At 61.8% G+C, this 19,941-nt stretch carries 14 protein-coding genes; 8 read left to right on the top strand and 6 right to left on the bottom strand.

Features of this window, described 5'->3' with window-relative positions; all coding sequences use genetic code 11:
* The first annotated feature begins 84 nt into the window (after positions 1-84).
* On the top strand, positions 85-765 hold the full coding sequence (locus AACY42_RS04410; protein WP_339476895.1) for a heavy metal response regulator transcription factor: 681 nt from the start codon (positions 85-87) through the stop codon (positions 763-765).
* Positions 762-2,114: a heavy metal sensor histidine kinase gene (locus tag AACY42_RS04405; RefSeq protein WP_339476892.1), complete on the top strand. Its 1,353-nt coding sequence runs from the start codon at positions 762-764 to the stop codon at positions 2,112-2,114. Before AACY42_RS04410 ends, AACY42_RS04405 begins: the two co-directional genes overlap by 4 nt.
* 183 nt (positions 2,115-2,297) lie before the next feature.
* On the opposite strand, the gene AACY42_RS04400 is transcribed toward AACY42_RS04405, so the two are convergent.
* The 3 genes from AACY42_RS04400 to AACY42_RS04390 form a co-directional block, all read right to left on the bottom strand.
* Entirely contained in the window at positions 2,298-3,542 is a 1,245-nt protein-coding gene (locus tag AACY42_RS04400) for a lipoprotein-releasing ABC transporter permease subunit (protein WP_339476889.1), read from the bottom strand.
* 63 nt (positions 3,543-3,605) lie between these two features.
* Positions 3,606-4,289: a lipoprotein-releasing ABC transporter ATP-binding protein LolD gene (lolD, locus tag AACY42_RS04395; RefSeq protein WP_339476886.1), complete on the bottom strand. Its 684-nt coding sequence runs from the start codon at positions 4,287-4,289 to the stop codon at positions 3,606-3,608.
* A gap of 7 nt (positions 4,290-4,296) precedes the next feature.
* Entirely contained in the window at positions 4,297-5,547 is a 1,251-nt protein-coding gene (locus AACY42_RS04390) for a lipoprotein-releasing ABC transporter permease subunit (RefSeq protein WP_003199675.1), read from the bottom strand.
* A gap of 94 nt (positions 5,548-5,641) precedes the next feature.
* On the opposite strand from AACY42_RS04390, the gene AACY42_RS04385 reads away from it, so the two are divergent.
* Positions 5,642-6,238, top strand: a complete 597-nt coding sequence (locus tag AACY42_RS04385) for a PilZ domain-containing protein (RefSeq protein ID WP_339476883.1) — start codon at positions 5,642-5,644, stop codon at positions 6,236-6,238.
* The gene (locus AACY42_RS04380; RefSeq protein WP_339476881.1) at positions 6,235-6,957 is read left to right on the top strand and encodes a glycerophosphodiester phosphodiesterase; all 723 of its coding nucleotides are present in this window, start codon (positions 6,235-6,237) and stop codon (positions 6,955-6,957) included. The genes AACY42_RS04385 and AACY42_RS04380 overlap by 4 nt, the downstream gene beginning before the upstream one ends.
* 42 nt (positions 6,958-6,999) lie before the next feature.
* Here the strand turns inward: AACY42_RS04380 and sthA are convergent, their stop codons facing one another.
* Entirely contained in the window at positions 7,000-8,394 is a 1,395-nt protein-coding gene (gene sthA / locus AACY42_RS04375; protein ID WP_339476880.1) for a Si-specific NAD(P)(+) transhydrogenase, read from the bottom strand.
* 472 nt (positions 8,395-8,866) lie between these two features.
* Positions 8,867-9,856 carry an FAD:protein FMN transferase gene (locus tag AACY42_RS04370; protein WP_339476877.1) on the bottom strand — a complete coding sequence of 330 codons (990 nt, stop codon included), beginning with the start codon at positions 9,854-9,856 and terminating at the stop codon, positions 8,867-8,869.
* 186 nt (positions 9,857-10,042) lie between these two features.
* Here AACY42_RS04370 and AACY42_RS04365 point away from each other — a divergent pair, with 186 nt between their 5' ends.
* The gene (locus tag AACY42_RS04365; protein ID WP_339476874.1) at positions 10,043-11,341 is read left to right on the top strand and encodes an MFS transporter; all 1,299 of its coding nucleotides are present in this window, start codon (positions 10,043-10,045) and stop codon (positions 11,339-11,341) included.
* Positions 11,342-11,511: 170 nt separating this feature from the next.
* Here AACY42_RS04365 and AACY42_RS04360 read toward each other — a convergent pair whose 3' ends face one another.
* Positions 11,512-12,975: a glyceraldehyde-3-phosphate dehydrogenase gene (locus AACY42_RS04360; protein ID WP_339476872.1), complete on the bottom strand. Its 1,464-nt coding sequence runs from the start codon at positions 12,973-12,975 to the stop codon at positions 11,512-11,514.
* A 168-nt stretch (positions 12,976-13,143) separates the two neighbouring features.
* On the opposite strand from AACY42_RS04360, the gene mfd reads away from it, so the two are divergent.
* From mfd to AACY42_RS04345, 3 genes are read left to right on the top strand one after another with little or no spacing between them, the layout of a single operon-like run.
* Complete coding sequence (gene mfd, locus AACY42_RS04355) at positions 13,144-16,593, top strand: transcription-repair coupling factor (protein ID WP_339476870.1); 3,450 nt, start codon at positions 13,144-13,146, stop codon at positions 16,591-16,593.
* A 10-nt stretch (positions 16,594-16,603) separates the two neighbouring features.
* Positions 16,604-17,170 (top strand): CsiV family protein, encoded by a 567-nt coding sequence (locus AACY42_RS04350; protein WP_339476867.1) that lies wholly within the window; start codon positions 16,604-16,606, stop codon positions 17,168-17,170.
* Positions 17,171-17,181: 11 nt separating this feature from the next.
* Complete coding sequence (locus AACY42_RS04345; protein WP_339476865.1) at positions 17,182-19,875, top strand: DEAD/DEAH box helicase; 2,694 nt, start codon at positions 17,182-17,184, stop codon at positions 19,873-19,875.
* Positions 19,876-19,941: the final 66 nt, after the last annotated feature.

Below are 19,941 nucleotides of genomic sequence, written 5' to 3'. Positions count from 1 at the left end.
CTCGATTACAACTTTGTCAGGTTTCGCCACGAACCCGCCTGCCACGGTATAACGCCCTCGTCCCAACCCTGCTTTGAGCTGCCCATGAAACTGCTGATCGTCGAAGACCAAACCAAAACCGGCCAATACCTGCGCCAAGGCCTGGGTGAAGCCGGGTTCAACGCCGACCTGGTGGCCGATGGCATCACTGGCCAGCAACTGGCCTTGAGCGGTGAATACGCCTTGCTGATCCTCGACGTGATGTTGCCCGGCCGCGATGGCTGGCAGATCTTGCAAGCGGTCCGCGGGGCGGGGCTGGATACACCGGTGCTGTTCCTCACCGCGCGGGATGCGATACAGGATCGGGTGCATGGCCTGGAACTGGGCGCCGATGATTATCTGGTCAAGCCCTTTGCCTTTTCCGAGTTGCTGGCTCGGGTGCGCAGCCTGTTGCGGCGAGGAAGCTCGACGCAACAGGAAACCAGTCTGCAACTGGCCGACTTGCGCCTGGACCTGATCCGCCGTCGCGTCGAACGCAGCGGTCGGCGCATCGACCTCACCGCCAAGGAATTCGCCTTGCTGGAAATGCTCCTGCGCCGCCAGGGCGAAGTACTGCCCAAATCGCTGATCGCGTCCCAGGTATGGGACATGAATTTCGACAGCGACACCAACGTCATCGAAGTCGCGATACGACGCCTGCGCATCAAGATTGACGACGACTTCCCCGGCAAACTGATCCATACCGTGCGTGGCATGGGCTATGTGCTGGAAGAGCGCAGCCTATGAGGGGCCAGTGGTCGCTGAGCAGTCGTCTGGCGCTGCTGTTCGCCGCCTGCACTGCAGTGGTGTCATTGTTCGCTGGGGTCTTGTTCAGCCGTGGCAGCGAGGCGCACTTCATCGAGCTGGACCAACAACTGCTCGAAGGCAAGCTGATCGGCCTGCGCCGGGCCCTGCAAGACCTCGACGCTGAGCAGACCCAGGCGCGCCTGGAAGATGAACTGAGCCGTCAGGCCGACCTGGCGCTGCGCATCAAGGGCAGCGATGGTGCACGCTGGTACGACAGCTCGATCCGGATTCCAGCTCAATTGCCAGAGCGTCCCGGCCTGTCGACTCTCAACGATGTCGACACCGATTACCGGGTGTTGAATGCCCCGCTGTATCCCGACCGTGCCAATTCGCCGCAACTGACCCTGTTGCTGGACATCACCCATCACCAGCACTTCCTGCAACGCATGCAGCGCCTGATCTGGCTGACCGTCGGCCTCTCGGCCCTGGCCACCGCCCTGCTGGGTGCCTGGGCCGCCCAACGTGCCTTGCGCCCGTTGCGGCGCATGGGCGCCATTGCCGGCAGCGTCTCGGCCCGCTCCCTCAACGCCCGACTGCCCGAAGAGCAAATGCCCGCCGAATTAGCGGAACTGGCCCACAGCATAAACGCCATGCTCGGACGCCTCGACGACGCGTTTCAGCGGCTCTCAGGGTTTTCTGCCGACATCGCCCATGAATTGCGCACACCGCTGTCGAACCTGCTGACCCACACCCAGGTCACCCTCACCCGCGAACGCCCCCTGGAGGATTACCGCGAGGCGTTGCACAGCAATCTCGAAGAACTGCAATGGATGGCGCAACTGGTCAACGACATGCTGTACCTGGCCAAGGCCGACCACGGCCTGCTAGCGCTCAATCGCGAACCGCTGCAATTGGCCGAGGAAGTGGACGTGCTGCTGGACTTCTTCGCGCCCCTGGCCGAAGACACCGATGTCCGCTTGAGCCGCGAGGGCGATGGCCGCATCGAGGGTGACCGCAACATGTTGCGCCGGGCGCTCTCCAACCTGCTGGACAACGCCCTGCGCTTCACCCCCGTTGACGGCGAAGTGCGGGTGCGCATTGTCGATGAGGCTCGAGGGGTGAACGTAAGTGTGGAAAACAGTGGCGAGGGGATTGCCGCGGACTTGCTGCCGCGCCTGTTCGACCGCTTTTATCGCGCCGACCCGGCGCGCCAGGAGGGCAGCAGCGAACATGCCGGGCTCGGACTGGCCATCACCCGCTCGATCATCCGCGCTCATGGCGGGCAGATCCGTTGTGAATCGGCCGATGGCTGGACGCGGTTCCTGATCGAATTGCCGAAGGGAGATTAAGCCCGACACGCCCCCCCGGTGGGGGGAGGCCTGTAGGAGCTGACGAGTGCAACGAGGCTGCGATCTTTCCCCAGACATTTGAGTCTCAAGCGAAAGATCAAAAGATCGCAGGCTTCGCCAGCTCCTACAGAGCCCAGCGGGAGCAAGCTCCCCCGTCACAGGGATTCAGAATCTGCGACAACCTCAGGAATACCGCAACGCCTGCGCCGGCTCGATCTTCGCCGCACGCCACGCCGGGTACACGGTGGCGAGGAAGCTCAGGATGAACCCGGCCGAGCAGATCAGCAGTACATCACCGCGCTGCAGCTCCGACGGCAGGTTGCTGACGAAGTACACGTCGGAACTGAAAATATGCTGGCCGCTGACCCGTTCCAGCCAGCCCACCAGCGCACTGACGTTCAGCGCCGCGATCACCCCCAGCACGCCGCCAATCAGCGTGCCGACAACGCCGATCACGGTGCCCTGGACCATGAAGATCGCCATGATCTGCCGCGGCGTGGCGCCGATGGTGCGCAGAATCGCGATATCCGCGCCTTTGTCGTTCACCACCATGATCAGGGTGGCGATGATGTTGAACGCCGCCACCGCGACGATCATCAGCAACAGCAAGCCGATCATGGTTTTCTCCATTTTCATGGCACTGAACAGGCTGCCCTGGGTGTGGGTCCAGTCATCGGCCTTGTAGGCCGCGCCAAGGCGGGTGGCGATGTCACCGGAGACCTTCGGCGCCGCGTACAAATCTTTCACCGCCAGGCGCACGCTTTGCACCTGATTCGGCTGCCACTGCTGCATCTGGGCGGCGTCGGCCAGGTGGATCAACGCCATGGAGCCATCCAGTTCGGCGCCCACCTTGAACACACCTACCACATTCAGCCGCTGCATCCGCGGGGTGATGCCGCCGGGGGCACTGCTGACTTCCGGCACGATCAGGGTGATTTTGTCGCCGACGTTCAGACGAAAACGCCGGGCGGTGATTTCACCGATCACCACGCCAAACTCGCCCGGCTTCAAGGCATCCAGACGCCCTTGGACGATATGCTGGGCGACGATGGACACCTTGCCTTCCTGGGCCGGATCCACGCCACTGATCTGGATCGGCTGCATCGAGCCCCTATGGCTCAGCATCCCTTCCATTTCGGTAAACGGCACGGCGGCGGTCACTTCAGGGTTTTTCAACGCCGCGGCGGCCACCGGCTGCCAATCGTCGATCGGATTGACGCCGACGATAGTGGCGTGGGGCACCATGCCGAGGATGCGCGAGCTCATTTCGCGCTGGAAGCCGTTCATCACCGACAACACCACGATCATTGCCAACACGCCCAGGGCAAGGCCAATCATCGAGGTCATGGAAATGAACGAAACAAAGCGATTGCGGCGCTTGGCGCGGGTATAGCGCGTGCCGATAAAGATCGATAACGGTCTGAACATTCGCGGGGCACCGTATGAAAATAAAAGACCCGACGCTTGCAGCAAGCCCCGGGTTTTGGTCGGTCAGATGGGCGTCAGGCAACCTTCCTGCAAGTGCAGGACGCGGTCCATCTGCCGGGCCAGGTTCATGTCGTGGGTCACCACCAGGAACGCAGTGCGCATCGAGGTGCTGAGTTCCAACATCAAATCCTGGATGCCTTGGGCGGTGTGGGAGTCGAGGTTGCCGGTCGGCTCGTCGAGCATCACCAGGCCTGGCTTGTTGACCAGGGCCCGGGCAATCGCCACGCGCTGGCGCTCACCACCGGACAATTCGGCCGGTTTGTGCTCCAGGCGATGTCCCAGCCCTACCCGCTCGAGCAACGCCGTGGCGCGCTGGCGGGCTTCAGGAATCGCGGTGCGCCCGATCAACAGCGGCATGCAGACGTTTTCCAGCGCGGTGAACTCGGGCAGCAAATGGTGGAACTGGTAGACGAAACCCAGGGAACGGTTGCGCAGCAGGCCACGGGCCTTCTCATTCAGCGCCGAAAGTTCTTCGCCCGCCAACCAGACACCGCCGCAGGTCGGTGTATCCAGGCCGCCCAGCAGGTTGAGCAAGGTACTTTTACCCGACCCAGAGGTGCCGACAATCGCCACGCGCTCGCCAGGATGCAACTCCAGTTGCAGCCCCGACAACACCACCACCGACTCAGGGCCTTCCTCGTAGGATTTGCCCAGGTTGCGACAGCTCAAGATTGCTTTTTCACTCATGCCCGACTCACTCATAACGTAACGCCTCCGCAGGCTGGGTGCGCGCGGCACGCCAGGCAGGATACAGGGTGGCGAGGAAACTCAGGACCAACGCGGCGCCGCAGACCATCAACACGTCATCGGCCTGCAATTGCGATGGCAGGTAGTCGATGAAGTACACGTCGGCGTTGAGAAATTTGTGCCCGATCAGGCCTTCGAGGGCGGCAATCGCGGCGCTGACATTCAGCGCGGCGAACATCCCGACCAGGGCGCCGACGAACGTACCGATCACGCCGATCACCGTGCCCTGGACCATGAAGATCCGCATGATCTGCCCCGGCGTGGCGCCGAGAGTACGCAGGATCGCGATGTCGCCCTTCTTGTCGTTCACCACCATCACCAGCGTAGAGATGATGTTGAACGCCGCCACGGCAACGATCAGCAACAACAGTAGGCCGATCATGGCTTTTTCCATACGGATCGCCTGGTACAGGTTGCCGTGGGTGCGGGTCCAATCCCGGGCGTAGTAACGGTCTTCGCCGAGTTGCTGGGCGATGGTCCAGGCCACACGCGGGGCCTGGAACAGATCGTCGAACTTCAACCGCAGGCCCTGGACCTGATCCGGCTTCCAGCGATGCAGGCGCGCCAGGTCCTGGAGGTTGGTGACGCCCAGGTAACCGTCCAGCTCGCCGGCGCCGACATGGAAAATGCCGACCACGGTAAAGCGTTTCATGCGCGGGAACATGCCGCCCGGGGTCACGGTGACCTCCGGGGCGACGAACGTCAGCTTGTCGCCAATGGCAACGCCAAGCTTGGCCGCAGCCTTGTCGCCGATGACGATGCCGAAGCTGCCTGGCGCCAAATCGTCGAGTTTGCCCTGCTGCATGAAGTTATCGATGATCGATACCTGCCGCTCGAGCCCGGGGTCGATGCCATTGAGCAACACCTTGGACACCTTGCCGTCGTTGGTCAGCAGCCCCTGCATCTGGGTGAACGGCGCAACGGCCAACACCTGCGGGTTCTGCTTGACCTTGGCGGCCAGGCTCGGCCAATCGCTGATGGCTTCACCGGATTCGAGGGTCGCGTGGGGCACCATACCCAGCACTCGGGTGCGCATCTCATGGTCGAAGCCGTTCATCACCGAGAGCACGACGATCATCACGACCACGCCAAGGGCCAGCCCGATGATGGACGTCAGGGAAATGAACGATACGAAATGATTGCGACGCTTTGCACGGGTATAACGCGTGCCGATAAATACGAAGAGAGGTCTGAACATGTCGGGGCTTGTTCGGAGGGAAAAGGAACGTCCTTGTGGCGGGGGTCACAAACCAGCTTTACACTCAGACCACCGCCGCTACCATGGGTTCGCCATGTCGACATTAGATGAAGAAGATCGCCGCGAATACTACCGTATCGAGGACACGATCGCACTGGAAATTCGGCCCCTGTCCATTCCTGAAGCTGCTGACCAGGAAGTGTTGCAGGATGCTTCTCCACTGTTCAATCTGCTCAGTGAATTGCACCTGAGCGAATTCGAGTCACAGCACCTGCTGCGCCAGATCAGTGAGCGCGAACGCAGCATCGCGGCGTACCTCAAGGCAATGAACAAGCGCATCGACCTGCTCAGCCAGGTCATTGCCCTGACGGTGCTCAGCGAAATCGGCGAGCCGCAGCCGGTGATCATTTCCGAAGGCGGCATCGACTTCCAACACACCACGCCGATCGCGATCAGCACCCACCTGTCGATCAAGCTGGTGCTGATGCCACAAGCCCTCGGCCTGTTGCTGCGGGCGCGGGTCACCCACTGCGACCCCAAGGGCGACGGCTACGACGTGGGCACCGAGTTCGAACGCCCGACCGACGCCCAGCGCCAACTGCTGGCCCGCTACATCCTGCAGAAGCAGGCACAAGAACGGCGCCTGGCCCGGGAACTGAACGAATCTGGTATCAATAAGGAAGAACCGTGACCCTCATTTATGGCCACCGCGGCGCCAAGGGTGAAGCGCCGGAAAACACCCTGAGCGGTTTTCAGGAGTGCCTCAAGCACGGCGTACGCCGTTGCGAGCTGGACCTGCATCTTTCGATGGACGGCGAGTTGATGGTGATCCACGACCCGACCCTCAAGCGCACCACCGATCGCCGTGGCAAGGTGGTGGAACATGCCGCCGCCGAGCTGGTGACCTACGATGCGCGCAAGGGTGGCCCGGGCTGGATCAAGCCGTGCCCGATCCCACGCCTGGAGGAGCTGTTCGAGAAGTGTGATTTCGAGCACTGGCAACTGGAGGTCAAGAGCGCCTCGCGCACCCGCGCCGCCGCCACGGTGCTGGGCATCCGCGAAATGGCCCAGCGTTTCGGGCTGCTGGACAAAATCACCATTACGTCCAGTTCCCGGGAAGTGCTCAAGGCAGCCCTGGACCTGACCCCGGACATCTCCCGTGGACTGGTGGCCGAATACGCTTGGCTCGACCCGTTGAAGGTCGCCCAGAGTTACGGCTGCGAGATTCTGGCGCTGAACTGGACCCTGTGCACGCCGGAACGCCTGATCAAGGCGCAGCGCCAGGGGCTGCATGTATCGGTGTGGACCGTCAACGAGCCCGCGCTGATGCGCAGACTCGCCGACTTTGGCGCTGACAGCCTGATTACAGACTTTCCCGGTTTGGCCACTGCCACGCTCGAGAATGGCTGAAATCGGTCTCCCCGGCCGGCTCAGGCCACCGGCCGGAGCCGCTCAAAAAAGCCGGTTGAGCCCGTCATAGGCCGCTACCCGATAGGCTTCGGCCATGGTCGGGTAGTTGAACGTAGTGTTGACGAAGTACTTCAACGTGTTCAGTTCGCCCGGCTGGTTCATGATCGCCTGGCCGATGTGCACAATCTCTGACGCCTGGTAGCCGAAGCAGTGCACGCCCAGTACTTCCAGGGTCTCGCGATGGAACAAGATCTTCAGCATGCCTTGCGGCTCGCCGGCGATCTGCGCCCGCGCCATGCCCTTGAAGAAGGCCTTGCCCACTTCATACGGCACCTTGGCCTGGGTCAGCTCCTGCTCGTTCTTGCCGATCGAGCTGATCTCCGGAATGGTGTAGATGCCGGTCGGCACGTCGTTGACGAAGCGCCAACTGCCGTTATCGACAATGCTGCCAGCGGCCGAGCGGCCCTGGTCGTGGGCGGCACTGGCCAGGCTCGGCCAGCCGATCACGTCACCGGCACCGTAGATGTTCGGCACGCAGGTCCGGTAGTTCTCGTCGACTTCGATCTGGCCACGGCCGTTGACCTTCACGCCGATGTTTTCCAGGCCCAGGGCGTCGGTGTTGCCGGTACGGCCGTTGCACCAGAGCAAGGCGTCGGCCTTGATCTTCTTGCCGGACTTAAGATGCAGGATCACCCCATTGTCGACGCCTTCGACGCGGTCGTAATCTTCGTTGTGGCGCACGGTGATGTTGTTGTTGCTGAAGTGATAGCTCAGGGCCTGGGAGATTTCCGAGTCCAGGAAGCTCAGCAACTGGCCGCGGTTGTCCACCAGCTCCACCAGTACACCCAGGCCGCTGAAGATCGAGGCGTATTCGCAACCGATCACGCCAGCGCCGTAGACGATGAGCTTACGCGGGGTGTGACCCAGGCTCAGGATGGTGTCGCTATCGTAGATACGTGCGTGGTGGAAATCGATGTCGGCCGGGCGATACGGGCGTGACCCGGTGGCGATGATGATGTGCTTGGCCACCAACTTCTCGACCACGCCATTGCCGCAAACCACTTCGATCGTCTGTTCGTCGGCAAAGCTGCCGGTGCCGAAGAACACATCAACGCGATTGCGGGCGTAGTAGCCGGTGCGCGAGGCCACCTGCTTGGAAATCACCTTCTCGGCGCTCTTGAGCACGTCCGGAAAGGAGAACCAGCGCGGCTCGCCGATGGCCCGGAACATCGGGTTGGTGTTGAACTGCATGATCTGCCGGACCGAGTGACGCAAGGCCTTGGACGGGATGGTACCCAAGTGGGTGCAGTTGCCGCCGACCTGCCGACGGCTGTCGACCATCGCCACCTTGCGCCCTGCCTTGGCCGCGTTCATTGCCGCGCCCTCCCCCGCCGGGCCGGAACCCAGTACCACCACGTCGTAGTTGTAGACAGCCATGCGTACTCCTCAGAACAGGCCGCGGCACCACACTTGGCACCGACGGCTAAATCATGCCGGCCTGCGGCATGAAGGAACAATTTGGGGCCGGTTCACGAGCCCGGCCACAGTCTATACAAGCGTCAACGCCGCGCACATTACCCCTTGGTCGCGTCGTAGGCTAGGGGGCGTTCTCAATTAGTTTCCCCACCGCGTTGTGCCTTAAAGCGGGCCAGGCAAGGCGCAGGCCGCTGGGAATGGGCTCCCTTTCCAAGGCCTGCAACGCAGCATCGCCCGTGTTAAGGCGCAACCCGCAGGGCCGGGCCTGCTGTTGTGCAGGGCTGTGTTGCTCGAAGCTTATTTGGAATGAGCAAACCGCGCTTCTCGCGCCTTGCCCTGCACAACAGCAGACCCGGCGCGGTGGGGAAACTAATTGAGAGCGCCCCCTCTGTCTGTGCTATTTCGCCACAGGTAGGCTTTCACAGCGCTGTCATCATTGGTTTTTTCCGCGACTGATCCGTTCAAACTCATCATTGGTACGAGTCAAAAAACGATCGCCATCGCGCAGCACGAAAAATACCCCGATGCCATGTTTCTCGGCATAGTCCCAACCCCGTTCAGGACCGAGAATCAGCAACAGCGTCGATAGTCCATCGGCCATCAACGCCGAAGGATGAATCACCGTGACTGACGCCAGGTTGTGTAGGACCGGCGTACCGGTGCGGGCATCAAACGTGTGGGAATAACGTCTGCCGCCCTGTTCGAAATATTTACGGTAGTCGCCCGAAGTAGAAACCCCGTAGCCGTTGACCTCGATGACACGCTCGGCCACTTGCCGGTCGTCCCGGGGCTCTTCCAGGGCGATACGCCAAGCCGAACCATCGGGCTTGCGTCCCGCGGCCTTGAGCTCACCGGTAGCTTCGGCCAGGTAACTGTCAATACCCAGAGCCTGGAGCCTGGCGGCGATACGATCGACGGCATAGCCTGCGGCGATACTGTTGAAGTCGACCTCCACTGCGGCGTCCTTGCACAGCCGGTCGCCGTCGATGCGCAAATGAGCATGACCGACGTGCTGGCGCATCAGGGCCAAAGCGTCTGCAGTCGGCACTTTCTCTTCCCGGGACTGGGGGCCGAAACCCCACAGGTTGAGCAGCGGCTCCACGGTCAGGTCGAAGGAGCCGTCACTTTGAACCGACAACTGCTCGCCCACTTGGACCAACGCCAGGACCGGGCCAGGCATGAGCTGACAGCTATTGGCCGGCAGCGCGTTAAAACGCTCGATGTCCGAGTCGCTGCGATAGGTCGAGAGTTGCCGATCCACTTCGGCGAGGATGTTTTCCACCTCGACCTGCACTGTTTTCGCAGCGGGCCCGGCGGAATGTCTGACGTATTGAATCGAATAGTGGCTGCCCATGGTCGGGCCGTCGAAGCGCTCCAGGGTGTCGCCGTTGCCGCACCCCGACAACCCGCCGGCCAGCACCACAAGCCCAATCCATCGTCCAGTTAACAAATCTTCACCCCCCCTCAAAACCGCGCCCGCCATTATGAACTTCAGCGCACACAAAAACCTGTGGGAGCCAATGGAGCCCTGTGGGAGCAAAGGTTCCTGCAAGGCTCCCACAGGGGTGCAGCGCCTTCATACAAGATTTGCCACAGTGAGTACCTACACATGTCTTCCCACACGAGCAACGGCAAGGCGATTTTTCGCGTTGTCAGTGGCAACTTCCTGGAGATGTTCGACTTCATGGTCTATGGCTTCTACGCCACGGCCATCGCCAAGACGTTCTTCCCCACCGACAGTGCGTTCGCCTCGCTGATGCTGTCCTTGGCCACATTTGGTGCCGGGTTCCTGATGCGTCCCCTCGGGGCGATTTTTCTCGGCGCCTACATCGACCGCCACGGTCGCCGCAAAGGCTTGATCATCACGCTGGCGATGATGGCCATGGGCACCATACTGATCGCCTGCGTGCCGGGCTACGCCTTCCTCGGCGTGGCGGCCCCCTTGCTGGTGCTGCTGGGCCGATTGCTGCAAGGCTTCTCCGCTGGTGTGGAGCTGGGCGGCGTGTCGGTTTACCTGGCGGAAATATCCACGCCGGGGCGAAAGGGCTTCTTTGTCAGCTGGCAATCCGCCAGCCAACAGGCTGCCGTGGTGTTTGCCGGCCTGCTGGGGGTTGGCCTCAATCACTGGCTCAGCCCTCAGGAGATGGGCGACTGGGGCTGGCGCGTACCGTTCCTGGTGGGGTGCATGATTGTGCCGGCCATATTCGTGATCCGTCGCTCGCTGGAGGAAACACCTGAGTTCCAAGCGAGAAAACATCGTCCCAGCCTGTCGGAAATTGTCCGCTCCATCGGTCAGAACTTCAGCATTGTCCTGGCCGGCATGGCGTTGGTGGTGATGACCACCGTGTCGTTCTACCTGATCACCGCCTACACACCGACCTTCGGTAAGGCCGAGTTGAATCTGTCGGACCTGGATGCGCTGCTGGTCACGGTGTGCATCGGCTTGTCGAACTTCTTCTGGCTGCCCGTGATGGGGGCGTTTTCCGACAAGATCGGACGTAAACCCCTACTGCTCGGTGCGACTGTCCTAGCGATCCTGACGGCCTATCCGGCGCTGTCCTGGTTGGTGGTTAACCCCAGCTTCAGCCATTTGCTGATGGTCGAGCTGTGGTTGTCATTTCTGTACGGATCGTACAACGGTGCAATGGTCGTGGCCTTGACGGAAATCATGCCGGTCGAAGTGCGCACCACCGGTTTCTCCCTGGCCTACAGCCTGGCAACAGCGACGTTCGGCGGGTTTACCCCGGCGGCTTGTACCTACCTGATTCATGTGCTCGACAACAAGGCTGCACCCGGGATATGGCTCAGTGGTGCGGCGGTGCTGGGGTTGATTGCGACCTTGGTGCTGTTCAAGGGCAATCGGCATGCACTGCGGACTGCACAAGCTTCAGTCGTCGGCGGCGCCTGACACATCGCTATCGCGAGCAGGCTCGCTCCCACATTGGACCGCATACATCAGCAACAACTCGGTCAACTGTGGGAGCGAGCCTGCTCGCGAAGAGGCCGGCCCAGCCAACACAAACCTCCAGATACAAAAACGCCCCGACAAGTCGGGGCGTTTTCACAAGCGGCTAAAGCTTAGCGCGGGAACGCTGGCGGGTTTACACCGGCCATGTCTTCCATCACGCGAACCACCTGGCAGCTGTAACCGAATTCGTTGTCGTACCAGACGTACAGAACAACGCGATTGTCTTGGCTGATGGTGGCTTCAGCATCCACGACACCGGCGTGACGCGAGCCAACGAAGTCGGTGGACACCACTTCCTGGGAATTGACGAAGTCGATCTGCTTATGCAGATCGGAGTGCAGCGCCATGTAGCGCAGGTACTCGTTCATCTCTTCGCGAGTGGCGGCTTTCTCAAGGTTCAGGTTGAGGATGGCCATCGACACGTTTGGCGTCGGCACACGGATCGCGTTGCCGGTCAGCTTGCCAGCCAGCTCAGGCAGGGCCTTGGCAGCGGCGGTGGCAGCACCGGTCTCGGTGAGGACCATGTTCAGCGCGGCACTGCGGCCACGACGATCGCCCTTGTGGAAGTTATCGATCAGGTTCTGGTCGTTGGTGTACGAGTGAACCGTTTCGACGTGACCGTTGACGATGCCGAACTTGTCGTTCACCGCCTTGAGCACCGGCACGATGGCGTTGGTGGTGCACGAAGCAGCGGAGACGATTTTGTCGTCAGCGGTGATTTCCCCGTGGTTGATGCCGTGAACGATGTTCTTCAGCTTGCCCTTGCCAGGCGCAGTCAGCACGACGCGGTCGATGCCCGGGCAGGCCAGGTGCTGGCCCAGGCCCTCGGCGTCACGCCATACGCCGGTGTTGTCCACCAGCAGTGCGTCCTTGATGCCGTACTGGGTGTAGTCCACCTCCGTCGGGCTCTTCGCGTAGATCACCTGGATCAGGTTGCCGTTGGCGAGAATGGTGTTGTTTTCTTCATCGATGATGATGGTGCCGTTGAACGAACCATGGACCGAATCACGACGCAGCAGACTGGCGCGCTTGGTCAGGTCGTTCTCGGCGCCCTTGCGCACCACGATGGCCCGCAGGCGCAGGCCGTCGCCGCCACCGGTCTTTTCAATCAGGATGCGCGCCAGCAGGCGGCCAATACGACCGAAGCCGTACAGGACCACGTCAGTGCCTTTGCGAGGCGAAGCGTTCTGCTGGCCAACCACATCAGGCATCTCTTCACGAACGAACTGCTCGGCGCTACGGCCGTTGCCTTCGTTGCGGAACTTGAACGCCAACTTGCCCAGGTCCACCGACGCCGCGCCGAGCTTGAGCTCGCTCATGGCTTTGAGCAGAGGGAATGTTTCGTGGACGGAGAGTTCGCTGTCGTCGGAAGAACGGTGGCGAGCAAAGCGGTGGGCTTTGAGGATCGCGATGACAGACTGGTTGATCAGGCTGCGGCCATAGATCGAGCTCACCACGTTGTTATTGCGGTAGAGCTGACCGATGAGAGGGATCATCGCTTCTGCGAGAGCTTCACGATCAATCCATTCACCAAGACACTGGTCGGACTTCTGAGTCACGGTAACCTTCCACATGTAGGGGCTGAAAAAAGGGGCTACATTATGCCGCCGAGTCCTCGGCGGAGCAATGCGCGCCTGTCGCACCGTGGTTTTCCTGTCTGCCTGGGTAGTCTGCGACTGACAGCAGCCCCCTTCCCCCGCTACACTTGTCGACTTTGTCGCAACGCTGGAGCTCAACCTTCCGTGCCCGTTCTGCGTCTTCCGCTTCTCCCTGCCGCGGCAGGTAAACAGCACTGGGGCAACCTGCCCGGTGCCGCCCTGAGCCTGGCCATCGCCGAGGCTGCCAGCGCTGCAAAGCGTTTCACCCTACTGCTGACCGCCGACAGCCAAAGCGCCGAGCGGCTGGAACAGGAGCTGAGTTTCTTCGCTCCGGATTTGCCGGTCTTGCATTTCCCGGACTGGGAAACCCTGCCCTACGATCTGTTTTCACCGCACCAGGACATCATTTCCCAGCGAATCGCCAGCCTTTATCGGCTGCCGGAACTCAGTCATGGCGTTTTGGTAGTGCCCATCACCACGGCCCTACATCGCCTGGCGCCGACCCAATTCCTGCTTGGCAGCAGCCTGGTGCTGGATATCGGCCAGAAGCTGGATGTCGAGCAAATGCGCACCCGCCTTGAGGCCAGCGGTTATCGCTGTGTCGACACGGTGTACGAGCATGGCGAGTTCGCGGTACGCGGCGCCTTGATCGACCTGTTCCCGATGGGCAGTAAACTGCCTTATCGCATTGACCTGTTCGATGACGAAATCGAGACTTTGCGCACCTTCGACCCGGAAAACCAGCGGTCCATCGACAAAGTGCAGTCGATCCGCCTGTTGCCGGCCAAGGAGTTCCCGCTGCAAAAAGACGCCGTGACTCGCTTCAAGGCACGCTTTCGCGAGCGCTTCGATGTGGATTTCCGGCGCAGCCCGATCTTCCAGGACCTGAGCAGCGGGATTACGCCCGCCGGTATCGAGTACTACCTGCCGCTGTTTTTCGAAGAAACCTCCACCCTGTTCGATTACCTGCCCCAGGACACCCAGGTGTTTTCCCTGCCCGGCATCGAGCAAGCCGCGGAAAATTTCTGGAACGACGTGCGCAACCGCTATGAAGAGCGTCGCGTCGATCCTTCCCGACCTTTATTGCCGCCGGCCGAGCTATTCCTGCCGGTGGAAGACTGCTTTGCCCGCCTAAAGAGCTGGCCGCGGGTGGTGGCGAGCCAGCAGGACGTGGAAACCGGCGTCGGCCGCGAACGTTTCCCGGCCAAGGCGTTGCCGGACCTGGCCATCGAAGCCAAGGCCACCCAGCCTCTGGCGGCGCTGGCTGGCTTCCTCGATGCATTCCCCGGTCGCGTGTTGTTCACCGCCGAATCCGCGGGTCGTCGCGAAGTGCTGCTGGAGCTGCTTGAGCGCCTGAAACTGCGACCGAAGACGGTGGACAGCTGGCCGGACTTCGTCGCCGGCAAGGATCGCCTGGCGATTACCATCGCGCCGCTGAACGACGGCCTGGTCCTGGATGACCCGGCCCTGGCACTGGTCGCCGAAAGCCCTTTGTTCGGCCAGCGCGTCATGCAGCGCCGCCGTCGCGAGAAGCGCGCCGACGCCGCCAACGACGCCGTCATCAAGAACCTCACCGAGCTGCGCGAAGGCGCCCCCGTGGTGCACATCGACCACGGCGTGGGCCGCTATCTGGGCTTGGCGACACTGGAAATCGACAGCCAGGCCGCCGAGTTCCTGACCCTGGAATACGCCGAAGGCGCCAAGCTCTACGTGCCGGTGGCGAATCTGCACCTGATCGCCCGCTACACCGGCAGCGACGACGCCCTGGCCCCACTGCATCGCCTGGGCTCGGAAACCTGGCAGAAAGCCAAGCGCAAGGCCGCCGAACAGGTGCGCGACGTGGCCGCCGAACTGCTGGACATCTACGCCCGTCGTGCGGCCCGCGAGGGCTATGCCTTCGCCGATCCGAAAGCCGACTACGAAACCTTCAGCGCCGGTTTCCCATTCGAAGAAACCGTCGACCAGCAGACCACCATCGAAGCCGTGCGCGCCGACATGCTCGCGCCCAAACCCATGGACCGGTTGGTGTGTGGCGATGTGGGCTTCGGCAAGACCGAAGTGGCGATGCGTGCCGCGTTCATTGCCGTTCACGGTGGCAAGCAGGTGGCGATCCTGGTACCGACTACCCTGCTCGCCCAACAGCACTACAACAGTTTCCGCGACCGCTTTGCCGACTGGCCGGTGACCGTGGAAGTGATGAGCCGCTTCAAATCCACCAAGGAAGTGAACGCCGCGGTGGCCGACCTGGCCGAGGGCAAGATCGACATCGTCATCGGCACGCACAAGCTGCTGCAGGACGACGTGAAGATCAAGAACCTGGGGCTGGTGATCATCGACGAAGAGCACCGCTTTGGCGTACGCCAGAAAGAACAGCTCAAGGCCCTGCGCAGCGAAGTCGACATCCTGACCCTGACCGCCACGCCGATTCCGCGCACGCTGAACATGGCGGTATCGGGCATGCGCGATCTGTCGATCATCGCCACGCCGCCGGCCCGTCGCCTGTCGGTACGCACCTTTGTCATGGAGCAGAACAAAAGCACGGTCAAGGAAGCCTTGCTGCGTGAGTTACTGCGTGGCGGCCAGGTCTATTACCTGCACAACGACGTGAAGACCATCGAGAAATGCGCCGCCGACCTGGCCGAGCTGGTGCCGGAAGCGCGGATCGGCATCGGCCACGGGCAAATGCGCGAGCGTGAACTCGAACAGGTGATGAGCGACTTCTACCACAAGCGCTTCAACGTGCTGATCGCCTCGACCATCATCGAGACCGGCATCGACGTACCGAGCGCCAACACCATCATCATCGAGCGCGCCGACAAATTCGGCCTGGCCCAGCTGCACCAGTTGCGCGGCCGAGTCGGTCGTAGCCACCACCAAGCCTATGCCTACCTGTTGACACCACCGCGCCAGCAGATCACCCCGGATGCGGAAAAACGCCTGGAAGCCATCGCCAATACCCAGGATCTGGGCGCCGGCTTCGTGCTGGCCACCAACGACCTGGAAATCCGCGGTGCTGGCGAATTGCTTGGCGACGGCCAGAGCGGCCAGATCCAGGCCGTCGGCTTCACGCTGTACATGGAAATGCTCGAGCGCGCGGTCAAGTCGATCCGCAAGGGCGAACAGCCGAACCTCGAGCAACCCCTGGGCGGTGGGCCGGAAATCAACCTGCGCGTGCCAGCACTGATCCCGGAAGACTACCTGCCGGACGTTCACGCACGGCTGATCCTCTACAAGCGCATCGCCTCGGCCAGCGACGAGGAAGGCCTCAAGGACCTGCAAGTGGAGATGATCGACCGCTTCGGCCTGCTGCCGGAACCGACCAAGAACCTGGTGCGCACGACGCAGCTCAAGCTCATGGCCGAACAACTGGGCATCAAGAAAGTCGACGGCGGCCCCAACGGCGGCCGTATCGAGTTCGAGGCCCAGACGCCGGTCGATCCACTGGTGCTGATCAAGTTGATCCAGGGCCAGCCCAAACGCTACAAATTCGAAGGGGCCACGATGTTCAAATTCATGGTGCCCATGGAGCCCGCGCAAGAGCGCTTCAATACCGTAGAGGCGCTGTTCGAGCACCTCACCCCGACCACTGCTTGAAGGACGCCACATGCGCCTGTTTCGCTCACTGACCTTGTTGTTGACCCTGGTCGCCCCCCTGGCGTTTGCCGACGACCTGTATCAGGTTGAAATGATCCTGGTGCGCCAGAATGCCGAGCCGGCGATTGTCAGCCGCGCCGCACCGGAAGACTGGGACGCCGGCGCGCAACGCCTCGGCGCGGACAGCCAGCGCACGCCGGCCATGGGCCACATCGTCGAGAAACTCACCGCCAGCGGCCAATACACGGTATTGATGCACAAGGCCTGGCAGCAGACCCTCGGCGAACAGGAGCACAAAGTTGCCATCAGCGACGGCGCCGAACAGTTCGGGCAATTCCCCATCGAAGGCACCCTGGAACTGAAGCTGGGTCGTTTCACCGACGTGGATGCCGATTTCTGGATCAACCAGATCAACGCCAATGGCCTGGTCACCTCCAGCGAGCGCCTCAAGCAGCAGAGCCATACCAAAAATGGCCAACTGAACTTCCTCGACAACGGTCATCTTGGTCTGCTGATCAAGATCACCTCGTTGACCGCGCCCGCGCCACGGCAGGCACCTGAAGTCATTCCGGACTGATTGGCGCGCCTATGCCTTCGCCCCTGAGCAAACCCCTGGCACCTTCCTGGGTCAATCGATTCAAGGAACAGAGCCTGGAACGCGGGCGCCGTTATGCGCTGGAAAACCGTGTCAGGATCGTCGAGGCCGGCGACAGCACCATCACCGCCAGTTGCGAAGGCTCTGGCGGAAACGTCTACCGTCAGACCATTCGCCTTAAAGAGTCAGCCAAGGGCACCCTGATTCTGCTCGAAGCCGCGTGCTCCTGCCCGGTGCGCATCAACTGCAAGCACTGCGCGGCGGTGCTGCTGCAAGTCCAGGAAACCCTGGCCTACCCGGCCGCCGAAAAAGACGCGCAATTGCTGGAGAAACTTCAGGCGGTGCTGGACAACCGCAGCCCCAAGGCCCCGCCACAAGTGCTGGTGGACAACGTGCAACCGGTGCCGCGCCTGTGGCTGGCCAGTGTCGAGTTCAGCGCCTTCGAGCCGCGCAACGGCAAGATGCAGCGCTACATTCAACACCGCGCCGCGCTGTCGTTCAGTTACCTGGACGAATACGTCAGCGGCCAGCGCAACACCGACGTGCTGATTCGCCAGGAAACCCAGACACTGCGGATAAAACGCCACACCGATGTGGAACAGTCCTACCGCGAACAGCTGCGAATCCTCGGTTTCAAGGTCGCGACCCGACAAAGCAAGGCCCTGCCGGAAAGCGCCGGCGAACTGTACGAGATGGTCAACGACAGCGCCTGGCTGACGTTCACCCTCAATGACCTGCCGAAACTGCGTACCCAGGGCTGGGAACTGCAGATCGACGAAGACTTCGGCTTCGACCTGACGGCCGTGGACGAGTGGTACGCCACCGTCGAGCAAACGCCGGAGCGGGACTGGTTCGACCTGGAACTGGGGATCATCGTCAACGGTGAGCGCCTGAGCCTGCTGCCGATCCTGCTGAACCTGATGCGCTCGCACATCGAACTGTTCAACCCGGAACGCCTGGCCAGGCGCCGAGACGACGAGCTCATTCTGGTCAACCTGCCCAACCGTCCGAACTCGGAGTTCGGCCCGCAGCAAGTGGCCCTGCCCTATGGCCGGCTGAAACCGGTGCTGGCGACCCTGGGCGAGTTTTACCTGCAAGAGCCCGGCACCACCAAACTGCGCCTCAACAGCGCGGACGCCCTGCGCCTGAATCCGCTGCAGGACATACCGTTGACCTGGGAGGGTGGCGAACACATTCGCGGCCTGGCCCAACGCCTGCGGGACATCAAGGATTACACCGCGACCGCGCCAGAGGGCCTGAATGCGAGGCTGCGGCCGTATCAACTCGAAGGCTTGAGCTGGATGCAATCGCTGCGGCAGCTGGAAGTCGGCGGCATTCTCGCGGACGACATGGGCCTGGGCAAAACCCTACAGACTCTGGCGCACATTCTCAGCGAAAAACACGCCGGACGCCTCGACCGGCCGTGCATGGTGGTCATGCCGACCAGCCTGATCCCCAACTGGCTCGACGAGGCAGCTCACTTCACGCCGCAGCTCAAGGTATTGGCGCTTTACGGCGCCGGGCGCAAGCAGCATTTCGACCGGCTGGCCGATTACGACCTGGTCCTCACCACCTATGCCCTGCTGCCCAAGGATGTCGAGCGTCTGGCTGCGCAGCCATTGCACGTGCTGATCCTCGATGAAGCCCAGTACATCAAGAACCCCACCAGCAAAGCCGCCCAGGCCGCCCGGGAGCTCAACGCCCGCCAACGGCTGTGCCTGTCCGGCACGCCCCTGGAAAATCACCTGGGCGAATTGTGGTCGCTGTTTCACTTCCTGCTGCCGGGCTGGCTCGGGGACATCAAGAGTTTCAACCGCGACTACCGTGTACCGATCGAAAAGCGTGGCAGCGATGTACGACTGCAGCACCTCAACGGCCGGATAAAACCTTTCCTGCTGCGCAGGACCAAGGAGCAAGTGGCGACGGAATTACCGCCCAAGACCGAGATCATCCATTGGGTCGAGCTCAGCGACGCCCAGCGAGACGTCTACGAAACCATGCGCCTGGCGATGGACAAAAAAGTCCGCGACGAAATCACTCGCAAGGGCGTGGCCCGCAGCCAGATCATCATTCTCGAGGCGCTGCTCAAGCTGCGCCAGGTGTGTTGCGACCTGCGCCTGATCAACGACGCCACCCTGCCCGTCCGAGGCAGCACCTCGGGCAAGCTCGACAGCCTGATGGAAATGCTCGAAGAGCTGTTTGAAGAAGGTCGCCGGGTGCTGCTGTTTTCCCAGTTCACGTCCATGTTGGCGCTGATTGAAGATGAACTGAAGAAACGCGGCGTCGATTACGCCCTCCTGACCGGCCAGACCCGGGACCGACGCACGCCCGTCAAGGAATTCCAGAGTGGCAAGCGTCAGATCTTCCTGATCAGCCTCAAGGCCGGTGGTGTAGGCCTGAACCTGACCGAGGCCGACACAGTGATTCACTACGACCCGTGGTGGAACCCGGCGACCGAAAACCAGGCGACCGACCGCGCCTACCGCATCGGCCAGGAAAAGCCGGTGTTCGTCTACAAGTTGATTGCTCGAGGCACAGTGGAAGAGAAGATCCAGCTACTGCAAAAGGAAAAATCCGACCTCGCGGCCGGCGTACTGGACGGACGCGTGGCCGGAGACTGGAAACTGCAGAGCGACGATATCGAAGCACTGTTCGCGCCGCTGCCGGACAAACTCGAGAAGCGCTGATTCACACCGTTTCCTGTGGGAGCTGAGCTTGCTCGGCTCCCACAGGGGATTTGCCGCGCCCACAAA

This window comes from Pseudomonas sp. RL_5y_Pfl2_73, assembly GCF_963970515.1.
In the GTDB taxonomy this organism is placed as follows: Bacteria; Pseudomonadota; Gammaproteobacteria; order Pseudomonadales; family Pseudomonadaceae; genus Aquipseudomonas.
The sequence above is the reverse complement of the archived record's forward strand: the minus strand, read 5'-3'. Positions and strand labels throughout refer to the sequence as shown.